This window comes from Cellulomonas sp. Leaf395 (genome assembly GCF_001424125.1).
Lineage (GTDB): Bacteria > Actinomycetota > Actinomycetes > Actinomycetales > Cellulomonadaceae > Cellulomonas.
Genome location: NZ_LMQI01000004.1, coordinates 177,895 through 193,453, shown reverse-complemented (window position 1 = coordinate 193,453; position 15,559 = coordinate 177,895). Strand labels below are relative to the sequence as shown.

17 protein-coding genes are annotated in these 15,559 nt (G+C 73.4%); 4 read left to right on the top strand and 13 right to left on the bottom strand.

Annotation, left to right across the window (positions count from 1 at the left end):
* Window positions 1–63: 63 nt before the first annotated feature.
* Entirely contained in the window at window positions 64–789 is a 726-nt protein-coding gene (locus tag ASG23_RS12220; RefSeq protein ID WP_056025198.1) for a copper resistance CopC family protein, read from the bottom strand.
* A 274-nt stretch (window positions 790–1,063) separates the two neighbouring features.
* Here ASG23_RS12220 and ASG23_RS12215 point away from each other — a divergent pair, with 274 nt between their 5' ends.
* The 3 genes from ASG23_RS12215 to ASG23_RS12205 all read left to right on the top strand — a co-directional run bounded on the left by ASG23_RS12215 (window position 1,064) and on the right by ASG23_RS12205 (window position 3,780).
* On the top strand, window positions 1,064–2,803 hold the full coding sequence (locus tag ASG23_RS12215; protein WP_235521118.1) for an MDR family MFS transporter: 1,740 nt from the start codon (window positions 1,064–1,066) through the stop codon (window positions 2,801–2,803).
* A 64-nt stretch (window positions 2,804–2,867) separates the two neighbouring features.
* Window positions 2,868–3,329: a QcrA and Rieske domain-containing protein gene (locus ASG23_RS12210; RefSeq protein ID WP_056025196.1), complete on the top strand. Its 462-nt coding sequence runs from the start codon at window positions 2,868–2,870 to the stop codon at window positions 3,327–3,329.
* 1 nt (window position 3,330) lies between these two features.
* Window positions 3,331–3,780, top strand: a complete 450-nt coding sequence (locus ASG23_RS12205) for a hypothetical protein (protein WP_056025193.1) — start codon at window positions 3,331–3,333, stop codon at window positions 3,778–3,780.
* On the opposite strand, the gene ASG23_RS12200 is transcribed toward ASG23_RS12205, so the two are convergent.
* The 5 genes from ASG23_RS12200 to hisC form a co-directional block, all read right to left on the bottom strand.
* Window positions 3,750–4,397, bottom strand: a complete 648-nt coding sequence (locus tag ASG23_RS12200) for a hypothetical protein (RefSeq protein ID WP_056025190.1) — start codon at window positions 4,395–4,397, stop codon at window positions 3,750–3,752. The two genes, ASG23_RS12205 and ASG23_RS12200, sit on opposite strands and share 31 nt — an antisense overlap.
* 27 nt (window positions 4,398–4,424) lie before the next feature.
* Window positions 4,425–5,957, bottom strand: a complete 1,533-nt coding sequence (locus tag ASG23_RS12195; protein ID WP_056025187.1) for a dihydrolipoamide acetyltransferase family protein — start codon at window positions 5,955–5,957, stop codon at window positions 4,425–4,427.
* A gap of 11 nt (window positions 5,958–5,968) precedes the next feature.
* Window positions 5,969–6,955, bottom strand: a complete 987-nt coding sequence (locus ASG23_RS12190; protein WP_056025184.1) for an alpha-ketoacid dehydrogenase subunit beta — start codon at window positions 6,953–6,955, stop codon at window positions 5,969–5,971.
* Entirely contained in the window at window positions 6,952–8,085 is a 1,134-nt protein-coding gene (gene pdhA / locus ASG23_RS12185) for a pyruvate dehydrogenase (acetyl-transferring) E1 component subunit alpha (RefSeq protein ID WP_056025181.1), read from the bottom strand. The genes ASG23_RS12190 and pdhA overlap by 4 nt, the downstream gene beginning before the upstream one ends.
* A 155-nt stretch (window positions 8,086–8,240) precedes the next feature.
* A complete protein-coding gene (hisC, locus tag ASG23_RS12180) occupies window positions 8,241–9,308 on the bottom strand; it encodes a histidinol-phosphate transaminase (RefSeq protein ID WP_056025178.1) in 1,068 nt (355 codons plus the stop codon).
* A 57-nt stretch (window positions 9,309–9,365) separates the two neighbouring features.
* On the opposite strand from hisC, the gene ASG23_RS12175 reads away from it, so the two are divergent.
* Window positions 9,366–9,779, top strand: a complete 414-nt coding sequence (locus tag ASG23_RS12175) for a phage holin family protein (RefSeq protein ID WP_056025174.1) — start codon at window positions 9,366–9,368, stop codon at window positions 9,777–9,779.
* On the opposite strand, the gene ASG23_RS20705 is transcribed toward ASG23_RS12175, so the two are convergent.
* The 7 genes from ASG23_RS20705 to ASG23_RS12140 form a co-directional block, all read right to left on the bottom strand.
* A complete protein-coding gene (locus ASG23_RS20705; protein WP_056025171.1) occupies window positions 9,769–11,274 on the bottom strand; it encodes a thioesterase domain-containing protein in 1,506 nt (501 codons plus the stop codon). The genes ASG23_RS12175 and ASG23_RS20705 overlap by 11 nt on opposite strands.
* Window positions 11,271–11,495, bottom strand: a complete 225-nt coding sequence (locus ASG23_RS12165) for a hypothetical protein (RefSeq protein ID WP_056025168.1) — start codon at window positions 11,493–11,495, stop codon at window positions 11,271–11,273. The genes ASG23_RS20705 and ASG23_RS12165 overlap by 4 nt, the downstream gene beginning before the upstream one ends.
* Before the next feature lie 106 nt (window positions 11,496–11,601).
* On the bottom strand, window positions 11,602–12,114 hold the full coding sequence (locus tag ASG23_RS12160; RefSeq protein WP_157465635.1) for a hypothetical protein: 513 nt from the start codon (window positions 12,112–12,114) through the stop codon (window positions 11,602–11,604).
* Window positions 12,111–13,382, bottom strand: coding sequence for a DUF58 domain-containing protein (locus ASG23_RS12155; protein WP_056025162.1), 1,272 nt, complete (start codon window positions 13,380–13,382; stop codon window positions 12,111–12,113). The genes ASG23_RS12160 and ASG23_RS12155 overlap by 4 nt, the downstream gene beginning before the upstream one ends.
* Window positions 13,379–14,362 carry an AAA family ATPase gene (locus tag ASG23_RS12150; RefSeq protein WP_056025159.1) on the bottom strand — a complete coding sequence of 328 codons (984 nt, stop codon included), beginning with the start codon at window positions 14,360–14,362 and terminating at the stop codon, window positions 13,379–13,381. Before ASG23_RS12150 ends, ASG23_RS12155 begins: the two co-directional genes overlap by 4 nt.
* Entirely contained in the window at window positions 14,359–14,844 is a 486-nt protein-coding gene (locus tag ASG23_RS12145; protein ID WP_056025156.1) for a hypothetical protein, read from the bottom strand. The genes ASG23_RS12150 and ASG23_RS12145 overlap by 4 nt, the downstream gene beginning before the upstream one ends.
* A complete protein-coding gene (locus ASG23_RS12140; protein ID WP_056025153.1) occupies window positions 14,841–15,557 on the bottom strand; it encodes a DUF4129 domain-containing protein in 717 nt (238 codons plus the stop codon). Before ASG23_RS12140 ends, ASG23_RS12145 begins: the two co-directional genes overlap by 4 nt.
* Between the last annotated feature and the right edge of the window lie 2 nt (window positions 15,558–15,559).

Genomic DNA, 15,559 nt, shown 5'->3' with positions numbered 1-15,559 from the left:
GTAGGTCGCCACGACGACCGGTCCGACATGCCGTCGGTCACGCGGATGACCTCGGAGGCCCGCTCACGAACCCGGCGGCGAACCCTCAGGCGGCTCCGTCGGCGACCCGGGCGGGCGACGCCTCAGAAGCAGCCACGCGACGACCCCGCCGACCACCAGGAGCGCGACAGCGATGCCCACGAGGACAGCCCCGGAGACGCTGCCCTCGGCGGCGGGCGCCTCGGTCGGGGTGGGCGAGGGGCTGGGCGCGGCCGACTCGGTCGCCACGACCTCGGCGGAGCTCGTCGGCGACGGGCTCGTCGTCGGCTCGGGCGTCGCGACCCCGTAGGACGTGGCCTCCGCGGCGGTGAACCGGAACTGGTCCTCGATGGGGTGCCCGTCGGCCGACGTGACCCGGTACAGGACCGTGTACTCGCCGGCGGGCAGCTCGCCGGTGACGGCCTGCGAGACGGTGTTGTCGACGAGGACCGGGGGTCCGGAGCTCACCACGGTCTCGTCGGAGGTGCGGACGATGATCGTCGTCCCGACGGCCAGCACGGGCTCGTTGAACGTCAGGGAGAGGACCTCCGGCACGAACGGGACGGTGGAGCCGGCGGCGGGGTCGGTGCTCTGCAGGACGTTGTGCGCCTGGGCCGCGGGCGCCCCGAGGACGACCGCCGCCAGGGCGAGCGCCGATGCGACGAGCCCGACGATCGGACGCCTCCTGCGGTGCACGGCGCGGAGCGTGGTCGCGGACCCGCCTGCCAGGGCGTGCGCGAGGGCCGCGAGCGCGGCGGTCACGACGGCCACAACCGCTCCGCGCGCGAGGCGCAGGGGCTGGTCACGAGCGTGGGCATGCCGGACACGGTAGCTGGCACGTCCTCCCCGCCGACGCAATCGTCCGCCCCCGGCCACGGGACGAGAGTCTCTGTGGCGGGAAACACGTCGCGGGTGCACCGTTGTTGCGTCCCATAGGTTGTCCCGCGCAATCATTCCCCCCGGTCGAGAAGGCCTGATGCCCCCACAGCACTCCACCGCCGGCGTCACCGAGCCCCGGACATTCGTGCCCCCGACGCACCGCTAGATCCTCACGATCCTCGGCGGTCTGATGCTCGGCATGTTCCTCGCCGCGCTCGACCAGACGATCGTCGCGACGTCTATCCGCACCATCGGCGACGACCTGCACGGCCTGTCCCTGCAGGCGTGGGTGACCACCGCGTACCTGCTGACAGCGACGATCTCGACGCCTCTGTACGGCAAGCTCTCCGACATCTACGGCCGCAAGCCGCTGTACCTGATCTCGATCTCGATCTTCGTGGTGGGTTCGCTGCTGGCGGGCACCGCCGACTCCATGTACCAGCTGGCGGTCTACCGCGGCGTCCAGGGCCTCGGCGCAGGTGGCCTGATGGCGCTCGCGATCACGATCCTCGGCGACCTCGTCGCCCCCCGCGAGCGCGCCCGCTACCAGGGCTACTTCCTCGCGGTGTTCGGCACCGCGTCGGTGCTCGGTCCCGTGGTCGGCGGGTTCTTCGCGGGTGCGGAGACCATCCTCGGCATCACGGGCTGGCGCTGGGTCTTCCTCATCAACGTGCCCATCGGCATCCTCGCGATCATCGTCGTCGCGCGCGTGCTGCACCTGCCGCCGCTGAAGCGGGTGGACCACAAGATCGACTACCCGGGCGCGCTGGCGCTCGTCGTCGCCCTGGTCCCGCTGCTGGTGGTCGCCGAGCAGGGCCGGATCTGGGGCTGGGACTCCCCGCGGTCGATCGGCTGCTACGTCGTCGGTGTGCTCGGTGTCGCGGCGTTCATCCTGGCTGAGCGGTACGCCAAGGCCGACGCCATCCTGCCGCTGTACCTGTTCCGCAACCGCACGTTCTCCGTGGGCGCCGCCGCCAACACCGTGATCGGCCTGGGCATGTTCGGTGGCCTGGCGACGCTCCCGCTGTACCTGCAGATCGTGAAGGGCCAGTCCCCGACCGAGGCCGGCCTGTCGCTCATCCCGTTCACCCTGGGCATCATGACGGGCTCCATCGTCGCTGGTCAGACGACCTCGCGCACCGGCCGCTACAAGGCGTTCCCCGTGATCGGCACCGTCCTCATGGGCCTGGGCGCGCTGTTCTTCTCCCGGGTCCAGGCCGACACCTCGATGCCGTACGTGTTCGCGGTGTCGATCCTGTTCGGGCTCGGTCTCGGCTTCACGATGCAGCCGCTGGTGCTGGCCGTGCAGAACGCCGTGCATGTGCGGGACATGGGCGTCGCGACGTCGTCGTCGCTGTTCTTCCGGCAGATGGGCGGCACCCTGGGGACCGCCGTGTTCCTGTCGGTGCTGTTCTCGACGGTCGGCCCCAACATCGCGGCCGCGTTCCGGACGGCCTCGACGACGCCGGAGTTCCAGGCGGCCGTCGCGGACCCGGCGGTCGCGGCCGACCCGGCGAACGCGCCCGTGCTGGGCATGCTGAACGGCGGCGGCACGGTGCCGTCGCTGGACGACTCCTCGTTCATCAACAACCTCGACCCGCGGCTCGCGCAGCCGTTCCTCGACGGTTTCGCGCAGTCGGTGGACACCGTGCTGCTGCTCGCCGCCTTCATCATGGTGTTCGGCGTGATCCTCACGGTCATGCTCCCCGAGCTGCCGCTACGCAACGTGTCGGGCATCCAGGGCCGGTTCGACGACGACGCCGCGGCCGCGACGGGCACGACTGCCGCAGGCACAACAGCCGTCGGAGGTGTCACGGCAGTTGTGGCCGACGAGGCCGCCGTGGCTCGCGTCCACGACGAACGGGCTCCGAGCGGGCACCCTGGAACTGGTGCCGCACCCGGGTGAACCTCGACGGGCCCGGCACCGTGACACAGGTGTCAGCCCCACCAGGTCCGATCCGGAGGTCCCGATGTCCGTGACAGCACCGTCCGTCCCCCACTCCTGCGACGGCTGCCTGGACCGGCGGGAGGTGCTGGTCCGGGCCGGTCTGGTGACCATGGGCGTCGCGGCGGCGGGCGTGCTGGCCGCGTGCGGCGGCGCGGACACCCCGTCCGACGTGGCGCCCGCGGCGAGCGGCGGGGCCCTGGCGCAGGTGGCCGACATCCCGGTGGGCGGGGCGATCTCCGCGAAGGACGCCGACGGCAACCCGCTCATCCTGGTCCAGCCGGAGGAGGGCACGATCGTCGCGCTGTCGGCGGTCTGCACCCATCAGCAGTGCACTGTCGCGCCCGACGAGGACGAGCTGGTGTGCCCGTGCCACGGCTCCGTCTACGACCTCACCGGCGCGAACGTCTCCGGCCCCGCACCGTCACCGCTCCCCGAGGTCGACGTGCACGTCAGCAACGGTGCGGTCCTGGCCGGGAAGGCCTGACATGAGTGGGCGCAGCGACTGGCACACGGGCCCCCAGGCCGCCTCCGACGTCCTACGAGCGCTCCTGTCCGCGTGCGTGATGCTGTCCGCGGTGGTCCACCTGGACCTGTGGGCCAACGGCATGAACACCCTCGCCGTCGTCGGCCCCGCGTTCCTGCTCAACGGAATCGGCGGGCTGGTCCTCGGCGTCCTGGTGCTCGTCTGGCGGCACTGGCTGCCGTTGCTGGGCGCCATCGGGTTCGGCGTCGCGACCCTGACGGCGTTCCTCATCTCGACCACGCCCGGCGGGTTCTTCGGCGTGCACGAGCAGTGGGTGGGCATCCCCGTGTGGCTGTCGGCCATCTCGGAGATCGGGGCGATCGTGCTGGGGGTCGCGGCGCTCCTGGTGGAACGCCGCGCGCCGGTCCGCAGCGGGACCGTTCACGAACCGTCGAGCAGCCGACGCTCGTAGGCCGCGACGACCTGCGCGGACGTCCAGCCCTCGGTGCCCACAGCCTGGTCGCGGCCGACGTACGGCCCGCGCCCACGCTCGGCCCCGAGCCAGCACGCCTCGTCGAGGAACACCGCACGCGCCTGCGCGAACGACCGCGACGCGAACAGCGTGGTGTTTGTGCCGGCGTCCCGGTAGCCGACGGCATAGCCGTCGTCGAAGGTGATGGCCTCTGTGCCTGTCGTCGTGCCGACGGTCGTGCCGATCGCGAAGTCGACCCCGTCGAGCAGGTCGTTGTCGAGGGCGTCGTCGCGCAGGTCAGCGAGGTCCGGCGACTCCGGCTGCGACGCGACGCCGGTCACCTCGTGGCTCGTCGGGCGCGCTCCGGCCACCTTCACCAGGACCCGGAACCGGCGCAGGTCGCGCACGGTCAGCGGGACCCGGTTGGTGTCCAGGAACCGGTACGCGCCGGCGTCCTCCTCCAGCAGCACCAGCCCGTCGACCACCAGGGGGTTGGCCACCTCGACCCGGTACCGGTGCGCGTCCGGCCTGCCCGTGCTCGGCCGCAGCACGTCCCCGCGCTCGTAGCCGACCCGTTCGAGCTCGAGGTCGTCGTCCTCGGTGAGGGTCCTGATCATCCGGCGAGTCTCACACGGCGACGCCGCTCAGCCCCACACGAGGCCGTGCGACGGGTCGTGCAGCACGCGGGCGACGTCCGCGAGCACCTGCGAGCCCAGCGCGCCGTCCACCAGCCGGTGGTCGAAGCTCAGCGCCAGCTGCGTGACGTGCCGGATCCGGATCTTGCCCTTGTGCACCCACGGCTGCTCCCGGATGGCGCCGAACGCGAGGATCGCCGCCTCCCCCGGGTTGATGATCGGCGTCCCCGTGTCGATGCCGAAGACGCCGACGTTGGTGATCGTGATGGTGCCGTCGGACATGTCCGTGGGCGACGTCTTCCCGGCGCGCGCGGTCGACGTGAGGTCCGCGAGGGCGCTCGCCAGGTCCTTGAGGTTCAGGCGGTGCGCGTCCTTCATGTTGGGCACGACGAGCCCGCGGGGGGTCGCCGCGGCGATCCCGAGGTTGATGTAGTGCTTGTAGACGATCTCCTGCGTCGCCTCGTCCCAGCTCCCGTTGATCTCCGGGTGCCGACGGACGGCCAGCATGAGCGCCTTGGCGGCGATGAGGAGCGGCGTGACGCGGACGTCGGCGAACTCGCGGTCGGCCCGCAGGCGCTCGACGAGCTTCATCGTCTTGGTGACGTCGACCGTGTGGAAGACCGTGACGTGCGGGGCCGTGAACGCGCTGGTGACCATCGCCTCCGCGGTCCGCTTGCGCACGGACTTCACGGGCACGCGCGTCTGGCGACCGTCGGAGGAGACCGTCCCGCTGGCCAGCCATGGGGCGTCGTCGCCCGGATAGGTGGCCAGGGTCCGCGCCTCCGCCTGGGCCGCGCGCCCGAGCACGTCCTCGCGGGTGACGATGCCGCCGGGGCCCGTCGGCGAGATGGAGTCCAGGTCCACCCCGAGCTCGCGCGCGAGCTTGCGGACCGGGGGCTTGGCGAGCGCGTGCCGGGTGGCCTCGCGCTGCGACGAGGTGGCGGCTGCGGGTGCCGACGGCGCGGCGGCGGCCGGGGGTGCCGACGGCGCCGCGGCGGCAGGCGGCGCCAACGGCGCGGTGGCGGCCGGTGAGCCATCCGCGGTCCGACCGCGGCGGCCGGTGGTGGGCTCGGCGAGCCCGTAGCCGACGAGCACCGCCTCCCGGGCAGCAGGTTCCGGCTGCGGGTCGGCTGCGCGGTCCGCGCGCGCTGCCGCGATCTCGTCGGAACCCCCGGGCTCCACACCCGCGTGCCGGTCTCCGCCGCCGCGGTGGCCGTGCTCGATCGCCCCGCCGGACGGCGCGATCCCCGCCGCGGTGACCTCCGGCGGACCCTCGTCAACCTGGGCCGGACCGTTCGGGTCGGTGTCGACCTCGATGATCGGCGTCCCGACGTCCACGGTCTGGCCGGGCTCCACCAGGAGGCGCGTCACGACGCCGGACCACGGGCTCGGCAGGTCGACCAGCGACTTCGCGGTCTCGATCTCGACGATCGTCTGGTTGACCTCGACGGTGTCCCCGACGGCGACGTGCCAGGCGACGATCTCGGCCTCGGTCAGGCCCTCGCCCGCGTCCGGGAGCGGGAACTGCTGGAAGGTCGGCACGGAGCGTCTCCTCAGAAGGCCAGCGAGCGGTCGACCGCGTCGAGGACGCGGTCCAGCCCGGGCAGGTAGTCGTGCTCGATCTTGGCCACCGGGTACGGGGTGTGGAAGCCGCCGACGCGCAGGACGGGTGCCTCGAGGTGGAAGAAGCAGTCCTCGGTGATGCGGGCGGCCACCTCGGCACCGGTGCCGTAGAGGACGGGGGCCTCGTGCACGACGACGCAGCGGCCGGTCCTGCGGACCGACGACGCGACCGTCGCGGTGTCGAGCGGCGACAGGGTCCGCAGGTCGACGACCTCGATGCTGGTGCCCTCTGCCGCGGCCGTCTCGGCGGCCTTGAGCGCGGTCTGCACGGTGGGGCCGTACGCGACGAGCGTGAGGTCCGTCCCCGGCCGCAGCACCTTCGCGGTGTCGAGCGCGGGGTGCGGGGCGTCGACCGCGGCGTCCAGGTCGACGTCGCCCTTCTCCCAGTAGCGGCCCTTCGGCTCGAAGAAGAGCACCGGGTCCGGCGACGCGATCGCCTGCTGGATCATCGTGAACGCCTCGACCGGGCTGGACGGGCTGATGACCCGCAGGCCTGCCGTGTGCGCGAACAGCGCCTCGGGCGACTCGCTGTGGTGCTCGACCGCACCGATCCCGCCGCCGTACGGCACCCGGATGACGACGGGGAGGGTGAGCCGCCCCTTCGACCGGTAGTGCATCTTGGCCAGCTGCGTCGTGATCTGGTCGAACGCCGGGAAGATGAACCCGTCGAACTGGATCTCGCACACCGGCCGGTAGCCGCGCATGGCCAGCCCGATCGCGGTTCCGACGATGCCGGACTCCGCGAGGGGGGTGTCGACCACGCGATCCTGGCCGAAGTCCTTCTGCAGCCCGTCGGTCACGCGGAACACCCCGCCGAGCGCCCCGATGTCCTCACCCATGAGCAGCACCTTGGGGCTCTGCTCGAGCGCCTTGCGCAGGCCGTGGTTGATCGCCTTGGCGAACGTGATGGTGGTCATCGGTGACTCCCCTCACCTTCCAGGAAGGATGCTTCATACGCTTCGAACCACTGACGCTCGGACTCCACGACGGAGTTCGGCGTCGCGTAGACGTGCTCGAACATCGACGCGGGCGACGGGCGGCCCATCGCGCGCACCGCGATCCGGATGCGCTCACCCAGCGCGTCGCCCTCGGCAGCCAGGGAGTCGAGGTAGTCCTGCGGCAGCTCGCCGCGGTCCTCCAGGTACATCCGGAGCCGGTCGATCGGGTCGCGCTGGCGCCAGTACTCCTCCTCGGCGGCCGAGCGGTAACGGCTCGGGTCGTCGGACGTGGTGTGCGCGCCCATCCGGTACGTGAACGCCTCGATGAACGTCGGGCCACCGCCCGAGCGCGCCCGCTCGAGCGCCTCCGCGGTCACCGCGTACGTGGCCAGGACGTCGTTGCCGTCCACCCGCACGCTCGGGATGCCGAAGCCGGGACCGCGGTCGGCCAGCGGGACGCGGGACTGCTTGCTGGTGGGCTCGGAGATGGCCCACTGGTTGTTCTGGCAGAAGAAGACGACCGGGGCATTGTTCACCGCGGCGAACACGAGCGCCTCGTTCACGTCGCCCTGCGAGGTCGACCCGTCGCCGAAGTACGTGACGACCGCCGAGTCCCGTGCCGGGTCGCCCGTGCCGACCGCACCGTCGCGCTGCAGCCCCATCGCGTAGCCGGTGGCGTGCAGCGTGTGCGAGCCGATGACCAGCGTGTACAGGTGGAACCCGAACGCCGTCGGGTCCCAGCCACCGTGGTCGATGCCACGGAACAGCCGCAGCACGTCCGCCAGGTCGACGCCGCGCGTGTACGCGACCCCGTGCTCGCGGTAGCTGGGGAACACCTGGTCCTGCGGGGCCAGCGCGCGGCCGGAGCCGACCTGCGCAGCCTCCTGGCCGAGGCACTGCGCGTAGAGGGCCAGCTCGCCCTGCCGCTGCAGCGACGTCGCCTCGTTGTCGAACCGGCGCACCAGCACCATGTCGCGGTAGAGCGCGCGCAGGCGGTCGGCGTCGAGGTGGGCGACGTGCGGGTCGTAATCGGGGTGTGCGGTGCGCTGCCCGGTCGGGGTCAGCAGCTGCACGAGGCCGTCGTCGGTCTGGGGGCCGTTCGGGACCACGCGGTTCTCCTTCGCGGTGCAGCGGCGGGTGGGCCGCGCCGGGGTGAGGCTCGTAACCTACGACAGCGTAGGCTACGGCACCGTAGGTTACGCGCAAAGGACCCCGGCAAGCCTCAGCGCGCCCTTGTGGAGCGTCCACACCTCCTCCCGCACCGTCAGCGCGACAGCCAGTCCGCCGTCACCTCGAGCAGCAGATCGGTCGCCTCGGGCTCACCGACGCTCACCCGGACGCCGTCGCCGGCGAACGGCCGGACCAGCACCCCGGCACGCCCGGAGCGCTCCGCGAACGCCGTCGAGTGGTCGCCGAGCGCGAGCCACACGAAGTTCGCCTGGCTGTCCGGGACGGCCCACCCCTGCGTCCGGAGGCAGGCGAGCAGACGTGCACGCTCGGCGACGATCGCGTCCACCCTCGTCATGAGCTCGGCGGTCGCGCGCAGCGACGCGAGGGCGGCGAGCTGACCGACGTGGGAGACGCCGAAGGGGGTGGACGCCGCCCGGATCCCCGCCGCGAGGCGAGGACGCGCGACCGCGTAGCCGACCCGGAGACCGGCCAGGCCGAACGCCTTCGAGAACGTGCGCAGCAGCACCACGTTCGGGTGGTCCGCGAACACGGCCAGACCGTCGGGCGCCTCCGAGTCGCGGACGAACTCGACGTACGCCTCGTCGAGCACGACGAGCACGTCCCTGGGGACCGCCGCCAGAAAGGTGGCCAGCTCGTCGGCGTGCACCGCGGGGCCGGTCGGGTTGTTGGGGGTGCACACCAGCACGACCCTGGTGCGCTCGGTGACCGCGGCGGCCATCGCCTCGAGGTCGAGCCGCCCGTCGTCCCCCACCGGCACGGGCACGCCCTGGGCGCCGGCCAGCGTGATCGCGATCGGGTACGCCTCGAACGAGCGCCACGGCATCACGACCTCGTCGTCCGGCCGGCACACCGCGGTGAGCACGTGCCCCAGCACCGCGACCGAGCCGCACCCCGTGACGACGCTCTCGGCGGGGACCGCGAGCGACGACGCGATCGCCGCCGTCAGCTCGGTCGCGTACATGTCCGGGTACCGGTTGACGTCCTCGGCCGCCTCGGAGATGGCCAGCACGACGGACGGCAGGGGCGGGTACGGGTTCTCGTTGGACGACAGCTTGAACGCCGCGGCGCCGACCGGGACACGAGCCCCCGGGACGTAGGGCGGCAGGTCTGCCAGGGCCGGACGCAAGGGGACGCGAGTCACGGGTTCAGCATGCCACCGCGCGCACCGGGCACCGCCGACCGGTGGCAGGATCGGTGCATGGCCTTCTTCGTCCGCGTGCTCATCAACGGTGTCGCCATCTGGTTCGCGACGCTGATCCTGCCGGGTCTGTCGATCGTCGGTGGTGACAGCAACTGGGAGACGCTCGCGATCATCCTGCTCATCGCGCTGGTGTTCGGGCTGGTCAACGCCATCGTCAAACCGATCGTGGCGTTCATCTCGATCCCGCTGTACATCCTCACCCTCGGCCTGTTCACCATCATCGTGAACGCCCTCATGCTCATGCTGACCGCCTGGATCACGGAGGCGACGGACTGGGGTCTGCGGATCGACAACTTCGGCGTCGCGTGCTGGGCCGCAATCATCATCTCGATCGTCAGCCTCGTCCTGTCGGTCCTCATCCCCGGCAACCGCGTGGTCGTGACCTCCTCCTCCACCGAGATCACCTACTAGGCGACATCCGGGGTGGCTGCGCGGCGACCAGCGCCGGGTCGCGCGTCACCTGGAACTGGCGGGTGACGGCGGTCGTCCCGTCCGGTCCGAGCACTTCCTGGGCGGCGGCGTCGAACGCCCGCATGCCGGGGCTCCCCGCGAGCTCCCGGTCCGCCCGAGCGGCGGTCTGGACGTAGCGGCGCACCGAGTGCGCCTCCTCGATCGACGCGCTGGTCGGTCCGCCGGTGGCGCCCAGGTCCCTGCTGACGACCGTGACGTCCGCACCCGGCTGGTCCGGAGTGCCGTCCAGGTCCGGGACGATGTCCTCCGCGTGCCGGTAGTGCCGCACCTGCACCCCCGACGGTGCCGGCGCCGGGATGTCCGGCGCCCCGGCAGTCACCACGGCGCGCACCGAGTACGCACTGCCGACGGCTGACGCGACCGACATGGCCACCATCCCGCCCTGGCTGTGGCCGGCCAGCATGACGGGCTCGTCGGGCCCGACCCCCGACAGCCGCATGGCGTCGAGCACGGCGTCGGTCATGTCGTCCGCGAGCCCTGCCAGGAGACGGCCGCCGGTCGTCGCGTCCATCGTGTTGTCGTCATTGAGGCCCCAGTCCTCCGTGCCGGGGATCTCGACCACCCACGCGCGTGTGCCGTCGGGATGCGTGAGCAGCTGGACGGAGACCGCGCCCTCGGGTGTTCCCGGGCGGAACGGGGTGGGCTCGCGGTCGTAGCTGCGGGCCACGTTCTCGAGGACGGCCGCCACGGTCCGCGGCGCGGGCAGCTGGGGCGGGTCGGCGCGCAGCAGCAGGGCGGTCGGCCCGGCCGACGGCACCGCCTCGAAGAGCATGTGAGCGCCGTCGGGGACCGGTCGCAGGGTCGGGACCTGCCGCCCGCGCGCGGACGCGCGGACGAACGCGCCGAGCGCCAGCATCTCCAACTCCGCGCGACCGTCGGCGGTGAGCGCGCCGGGCAGTGCCCCTGCCGCGCGGCGGGCGTGGTGAGCGATCAGGGGGAGGAAAGGATCCGGCCGTTGGAACAGCACCGACCGCCCCACGATGCCGGTGACCACGCCGCCCAGGGCCGCCGCGGCGATGCCGGCACCGATCACGCCGAGCGTCGCCGCGAGGATCGGCCGCTCCCCGAGCTCCCCCGCGACCGTGACGACGCCGACCCGGAAGGCCCGGTGCGCGAACGACTCGGCCTCCGTGTACAGCTCGACCACCCGGCGCAGCGCCGCCGCGAGCTCCCGCAGGTGGTCCGCGACCCGCCACGGGGAGCTCCGGCCCTCCGACACGGCCGCGAGGGCCCGTCGAGCCTCGATCCCGGCCGGGCTCAGCGGGTCGCACGCCTGCGACGCTCGCACCAAGGTCCAGGACACGGCGTCGAGCCGGTCCGCTGCGCCCTCGAGCAGCCGGCAGGCGTACGCCAGCTCCTCCAGGTCGGCGACGGTCGGCCCGGGACCGCCGGCGACGCGGTACCCGGTGGCGACGTCGGTGGCGCTGCCGCTCACCGGCCGCCCACCCCGAGGCCTGCCGCGGCGACCGGCTGCACGGTCCGCTCGACCGCGATCCGTACGTCGTGCACGCGGCCGTGCGCCTCGTCGAGGGCGACGCGGAACCGGTCGGCGGCGTCGGACGACCACCGCGTCTGCGCGGCGCCACGCAGGTTCCGAGACACGCTCTCGACGTCGTCGAGCGCTCGCAGGACGAGGGGCAGTGCGTCGTAGGGCATGCCCGAGACGCTACGAAGCCCCGCGTGCTCGCAGGGAAGCCCTGTGGACCCCGTGGGCTGTGGGCGGCTCGATCGCCACGCCGACTCGGCGCCGCGCGGCGGACACCTACGGCCGGCGCGGCAGGAGCAGCGCCGACGCCCCGAGGGCCGCCACGAGAGCGAGCGCGCGCCAGAGGTCGCCGACGCCGAGCGACACCCCGCCGAGCACCGTCGCCACCACGGCCAGCACCTGGGCCCCGACCTGCACCGTCGCGACGTCACGCAGCCCGTGCACCACGACGCCGAGCTCGACCCGCGTCCGCCACGAGGTCCGCGCCGCGAGCGCACCCGCCCAGAGCGTCAGGTGCACCAGCAGGACCAGGAGCATGACGATGCCGAGCGGCGGCGGCTCCCCGGTGACCACCCGCATCGCGACGACCAGGACGACGAGCGCCGTCAGGCCGAGACCCGGGACCACCGCCGTCGCGACGACCAGCGCGACGAACCCCGCGACGAGCAACTGATGAGGCCGCGACCCGGCGAACGCGACGAGAAGGGTCACCGCACCGAGCACCGCCACCACCCCGCGCAGGACCCAGGACGGCATCGGCCGGACGAGGTCGACGGTCACCTCGCTCATCGCGCGGCCCCCGCCCTGCGCTGCGCACGCCGAGCCAGCGAGGCCAGCGCGACGTGCGGCGACTCCCGCCAGGTCACCAGCTCGACGTCGAGGTCGGCCAGCTCGGCCAGCCGGTCCTCGCGTGCCATCCGGATCATCTGCATCGCGAGCCGCTCCCGGTCGCCGAGGTGCCGCTCGCGCAGGGTCGGCAGCACGTCGACCGCGACCACGCGGTGCCCGGCACGGCGCCAGACGGACGCGACCAGGGCGGCCTCGTCGTCGAGGAACGTCGAGAAGAGCATCACGAGGGCGCCCGACGGGATCCGCGGCGGACGCAGGCGGCGCAGCGGGTCACCCTCGGGCCGCGTCAGGGCCAGTGCGTGGCGGATGCGGTCGAGCTGTCGTCGGCCCCCACCCGGCGGGAGCGGTCGCCGCACCGCGCCGAGGTCGTCGAGACCCACCCGGTCGCCCAGGTCGAGGAACCCCTGCGCGGCCGACGAGGCGGCCTGCCGGGCCAGGTCCAGCGAGGTCGGGTCCTGGGCCTTCGGCGGGATCGAGCCGCGCCAAGTCATCGGGTCGGGGCCGACGTCGTCGCGGGAGTCCACGACCAGGACGACGACTGCCTCCGCGAGCGCGTGCTCCCGCCGGACGTAGAGCTCGTGCAGGTCGGGGGCACGCCTGGCGGTGACCCGCCAGTCGATCCGCCGCAGCCGGTCGCCGGGCGCGAACGGGTGCACGTCCCGCAGCCCGCCGCCCTCACCGGGCCGTCGGGACTCGTGCGCGCCGGTGAGCCCGCGCAGCCGTGGCGGCAGGGGCAGCTCGCCGAGCGGGCGAGCGCCGGGGAGCACGAGGGCGGAGCGGGTCGCGGGCGGGCTGGGCTCCGAGACGCTCGCCGCGCCGGGGCCGACGCCCTGCACGTCGACGAAGGCGAGATCCTGCGGCCCGGTCCGGACGGTGTGCACGACGAGCGACAGGTGCCGGGTGCCGTCCACCAGCACCCACGCGTCGAGCAGCACGCGGGCACCGCGGCGGGCTCCGACGAGCACCGTGCCGGGCGACACGACCACGGCGTCGGCACGCAGCGTCCCCGCGGTCGGCGGTGCGGCCGACGGCCCCATCCGCACGGTGGGGTCCACCGACGGCCGACGGTGCCAGTCCCAGACCCCCGCGATGATGGGCGCCACACCGAGCACCGCGACGTCCGGGCGCCCGAGCAGCGCACCGAGCGCCACCAGCACGAGACCGGCGGCAACCCCGGTGACGCTCGCCCGCGAGCGCGCCCAGGTCATAGGCGTCGCGCCGTCGTCGGACCCGCCACCCGCGTCAGGACGTCGGAGACGACCCCCTGCGGCGCGGTACCCGTCGCCCATGCCTGCGGGGTCAGGGAGAGCCGGTGCGCCAGGGCGGGCACGGCCACGGCCTTGACGTCCTCGGGCGTCACGAAGTCCCGCCCGGACAGCACGGCGAGCGACCGCGCGACGAGCACCAGCGCCTGCGACCCGCGCGGCGAGGCGCCGACCTCGACGGCGTCGTGCGCCCGGGTGGCCGCCGCGAGGTCGACGCAGTACCGCAGGATGTCGACGTCGACCGTGACGGCCTCGACGCCCGCCTGCATCGCGCGCAGCGTCGCGGCGTCGACGACGGTCCGCACCGACCCCATCTCCTGCCGCCGTGCGAGCCGCCGGGACAGCACGTCGACCTCGGCATCGCGCTCGGGGTAGCCGACTGCGACGCGGACCATGAACCGGTCGAGCTGTGCCTCGGGCAGCGGGTACGTGCCCTCGTACTCGACGGGGTTCGACGTGGCGACCACGTGGAACGGGTCGGGCAGCCGGTACGTCTCCCCGTCGACGGTGACCTGCCGCTCGGCCATCGCCTCCAGCAGCGCGGACTGGGTCTTCGGGGCGGTCCGGTTGATCTCGTCGGCCAGGAGCAGCCCCGCGAAGACCGGGCCGGGGCGGAACGCGAACGACGCCGTCGACGGGTCGAAGACGCTCGACCCCGTGATGTCCGACGGCAGCAGGTCGGGCGTGCACTGCACCCGACGGAACGCGAGCCCCAGGGCGGTCGCCAGGCTGCGCGCGGCCAGCGTCTTGCCGAGTCCGGGCACGTCCTCGAACAGCACGTGCCCGCCGCCGAGGACGGCCGCCAGCGCGACCTTCAGCGGCTCACGCATGCCGACGACGAGCGTCGCGACCTCGTCGAGCACCGCGCTCCCGCGGTCCGCGACCTGCGCGACGGTCAGGGTGGTGGGCTGCTGCTCAGTCATGGCCGGGGCTCCCGGGGGTCGTGGGTCGGGGTCTCTCGCTCGGGTCCGAGGCGGTCGAGCACGTCCAAGGTGTGCCGCACGTCGGCGACGCTGGGCAGGGGCGAGCGGGTGCGGGTCAGCGTCCTGAGCGCACGGGAACCGAGCACCTGCTCGATGTCGGCGTCGTCCATCGTGCGTCCGTGCCGCGCGAGCCGGCTCCGCGCCACGTCGCGCAGCTGGCGCAGGACACGCTCACCGATCCGCCCGTCCCGGCCGACCATCCCCCACGCGAGGTCCTGCACCTCCCCGCGGGCACCGTGCCGGTGGTCGTAGTGCCGGCGGTCCCAGCCAGGATCGGGCGCTCCGTCCAGCCGCGTGAGCAGCAGCACGGCCACCGCCACGAGCAGTCCCACGAGCCCCGCCGACACCACGGTGAGCCCGCCCGCCAGGCACGCGACAAAGGCCGCGACGAACCCCGCGGGCGGTCGCCAGTCCCACCTCATGCGTCCTCCGCCCGCCGGGTCAGGTCGACGGCGATCGCCGCCAGGCTCGACCGGGCCTGGTCCACGTCACGAGATGTCAGGACGTGCTCCGAGTACCGCGCCGCCAGGTACAGCTGGAGCAGGACGCGCGTCGCCTCGGGGTCCGCCCGGGTGGCGTCGAGGACCTCGACGGTGAACTCCGTCGCGGTCTGCGCACGGTCCCGCACCAGCCCGCTGCGCTCGGCTGACGCCTCGAGCGCCACCCACGCCGCGATCACCGCGTCGCCGGGCGGCACCTCCTCCTCGAGCACCTGCGTGGCCCGTCGGACGCCCTCGCGCAGCGCCGGTGTCGCGCTGTCCTGGACGTCCCCGCCGAGCTCGACGTCGGGGTCGGCCGCGTCGGCGTCGTACGGCGCCCGCTGGTCGAGCAGCCGCCGGATCCACCGGACCAGCAGACCGAGCGCGACGGCCAGCAGGAGGCCCGCGACGAAGAGGCCCACGAGGTAGATCCAGCGCTGGGTCTGCACGGGTACCTGGTCGGCACCGAGCATCTGCTCGAACGGGATCGGCGTCCTGGTGGTCGTCGGTGGTGCGAACGTGGGGATGACGAACGGTCCGTCCGCGTTCCGCTGCACCAGCCGTAGCGGTCCCGCCAGCGCCGACCCGAGCACCGCGACGACGACGAACGCTCCCACGAGCAGGACCGCGCTCGGCCTGCGAGCCTGCGTCGCCACGG

Coding starts and splice junctions, on each gene's coding strand:
- ASG23_RS12210 (WP_056025196.1), top strand. CDS start 2,868: ATGTCCGTGACAGCACCGTCCGTCCCCCACTCCTGCGACGGCTGCCTG.
- ASG23_RS12205 (WP_056025193.1), top strand. CDS start 3,331: ATGAGTGGGCGCAGCGACTGGCACACGGGCCCCCAGGCCGCCTCCGAC.
- ASG23_RS12200 (WP_056025190.1), bottom strand. CDS start 4,397: ATGATCAGGACCCTCACCGAGGACGACGACCTCGAGCTCGAACGGGTC.
- ASG23_RS12190 (WP_056025184.1), bottom strand. CDS start 6,955: ATGACCACCATCACGTTCGCCAAGGCGATCAACCACGGCCTGCGCAAG.
- ASG23_RS12175 (WP_056025174.1), top strand. CDS start 9,366: ATGGCCTTCTTCGTCCGCGTGCTCATCAACGGTGTCGCCATCTGGTTC.
- ASG23_RS12165 (WP_056025168.1), bottom strand. CDS start 11,495: ATGCCCTACGACGCACTGCCCCTCGTCCTGCGAGCGCTCGACGACGTC.
- ASG23_RS12160 (WP_157465635.1), bottom strand. CDS start 12,114: ATGAGCGAGGTGACCGTCGACCTCGTCCGGCCGATGCCGTCCTGGGTC.
- ASG23_RS12155 (WP_056025162.1), bottom strand. CDS start 13,382: ATGACCTGGGCGCGCTCGCGGGCGAGCGTCACCGGGGTTGCCGCCGGT.
- ASG23_RS12150 (WP_056025159.1), bottom strand. CDS start 14,362: ATGACTGAGCAGCAGCCCACCACCCTGACCGTCGCGCAGGTCGCGGAC.
- ASG23_RS12145 (WP_056025156.1), bottom strand. CDS start 14,844: ATGAGGTGGGACTGGCGACCGCCCGCGGGGTTCGTCGCGGCCTTTGTC.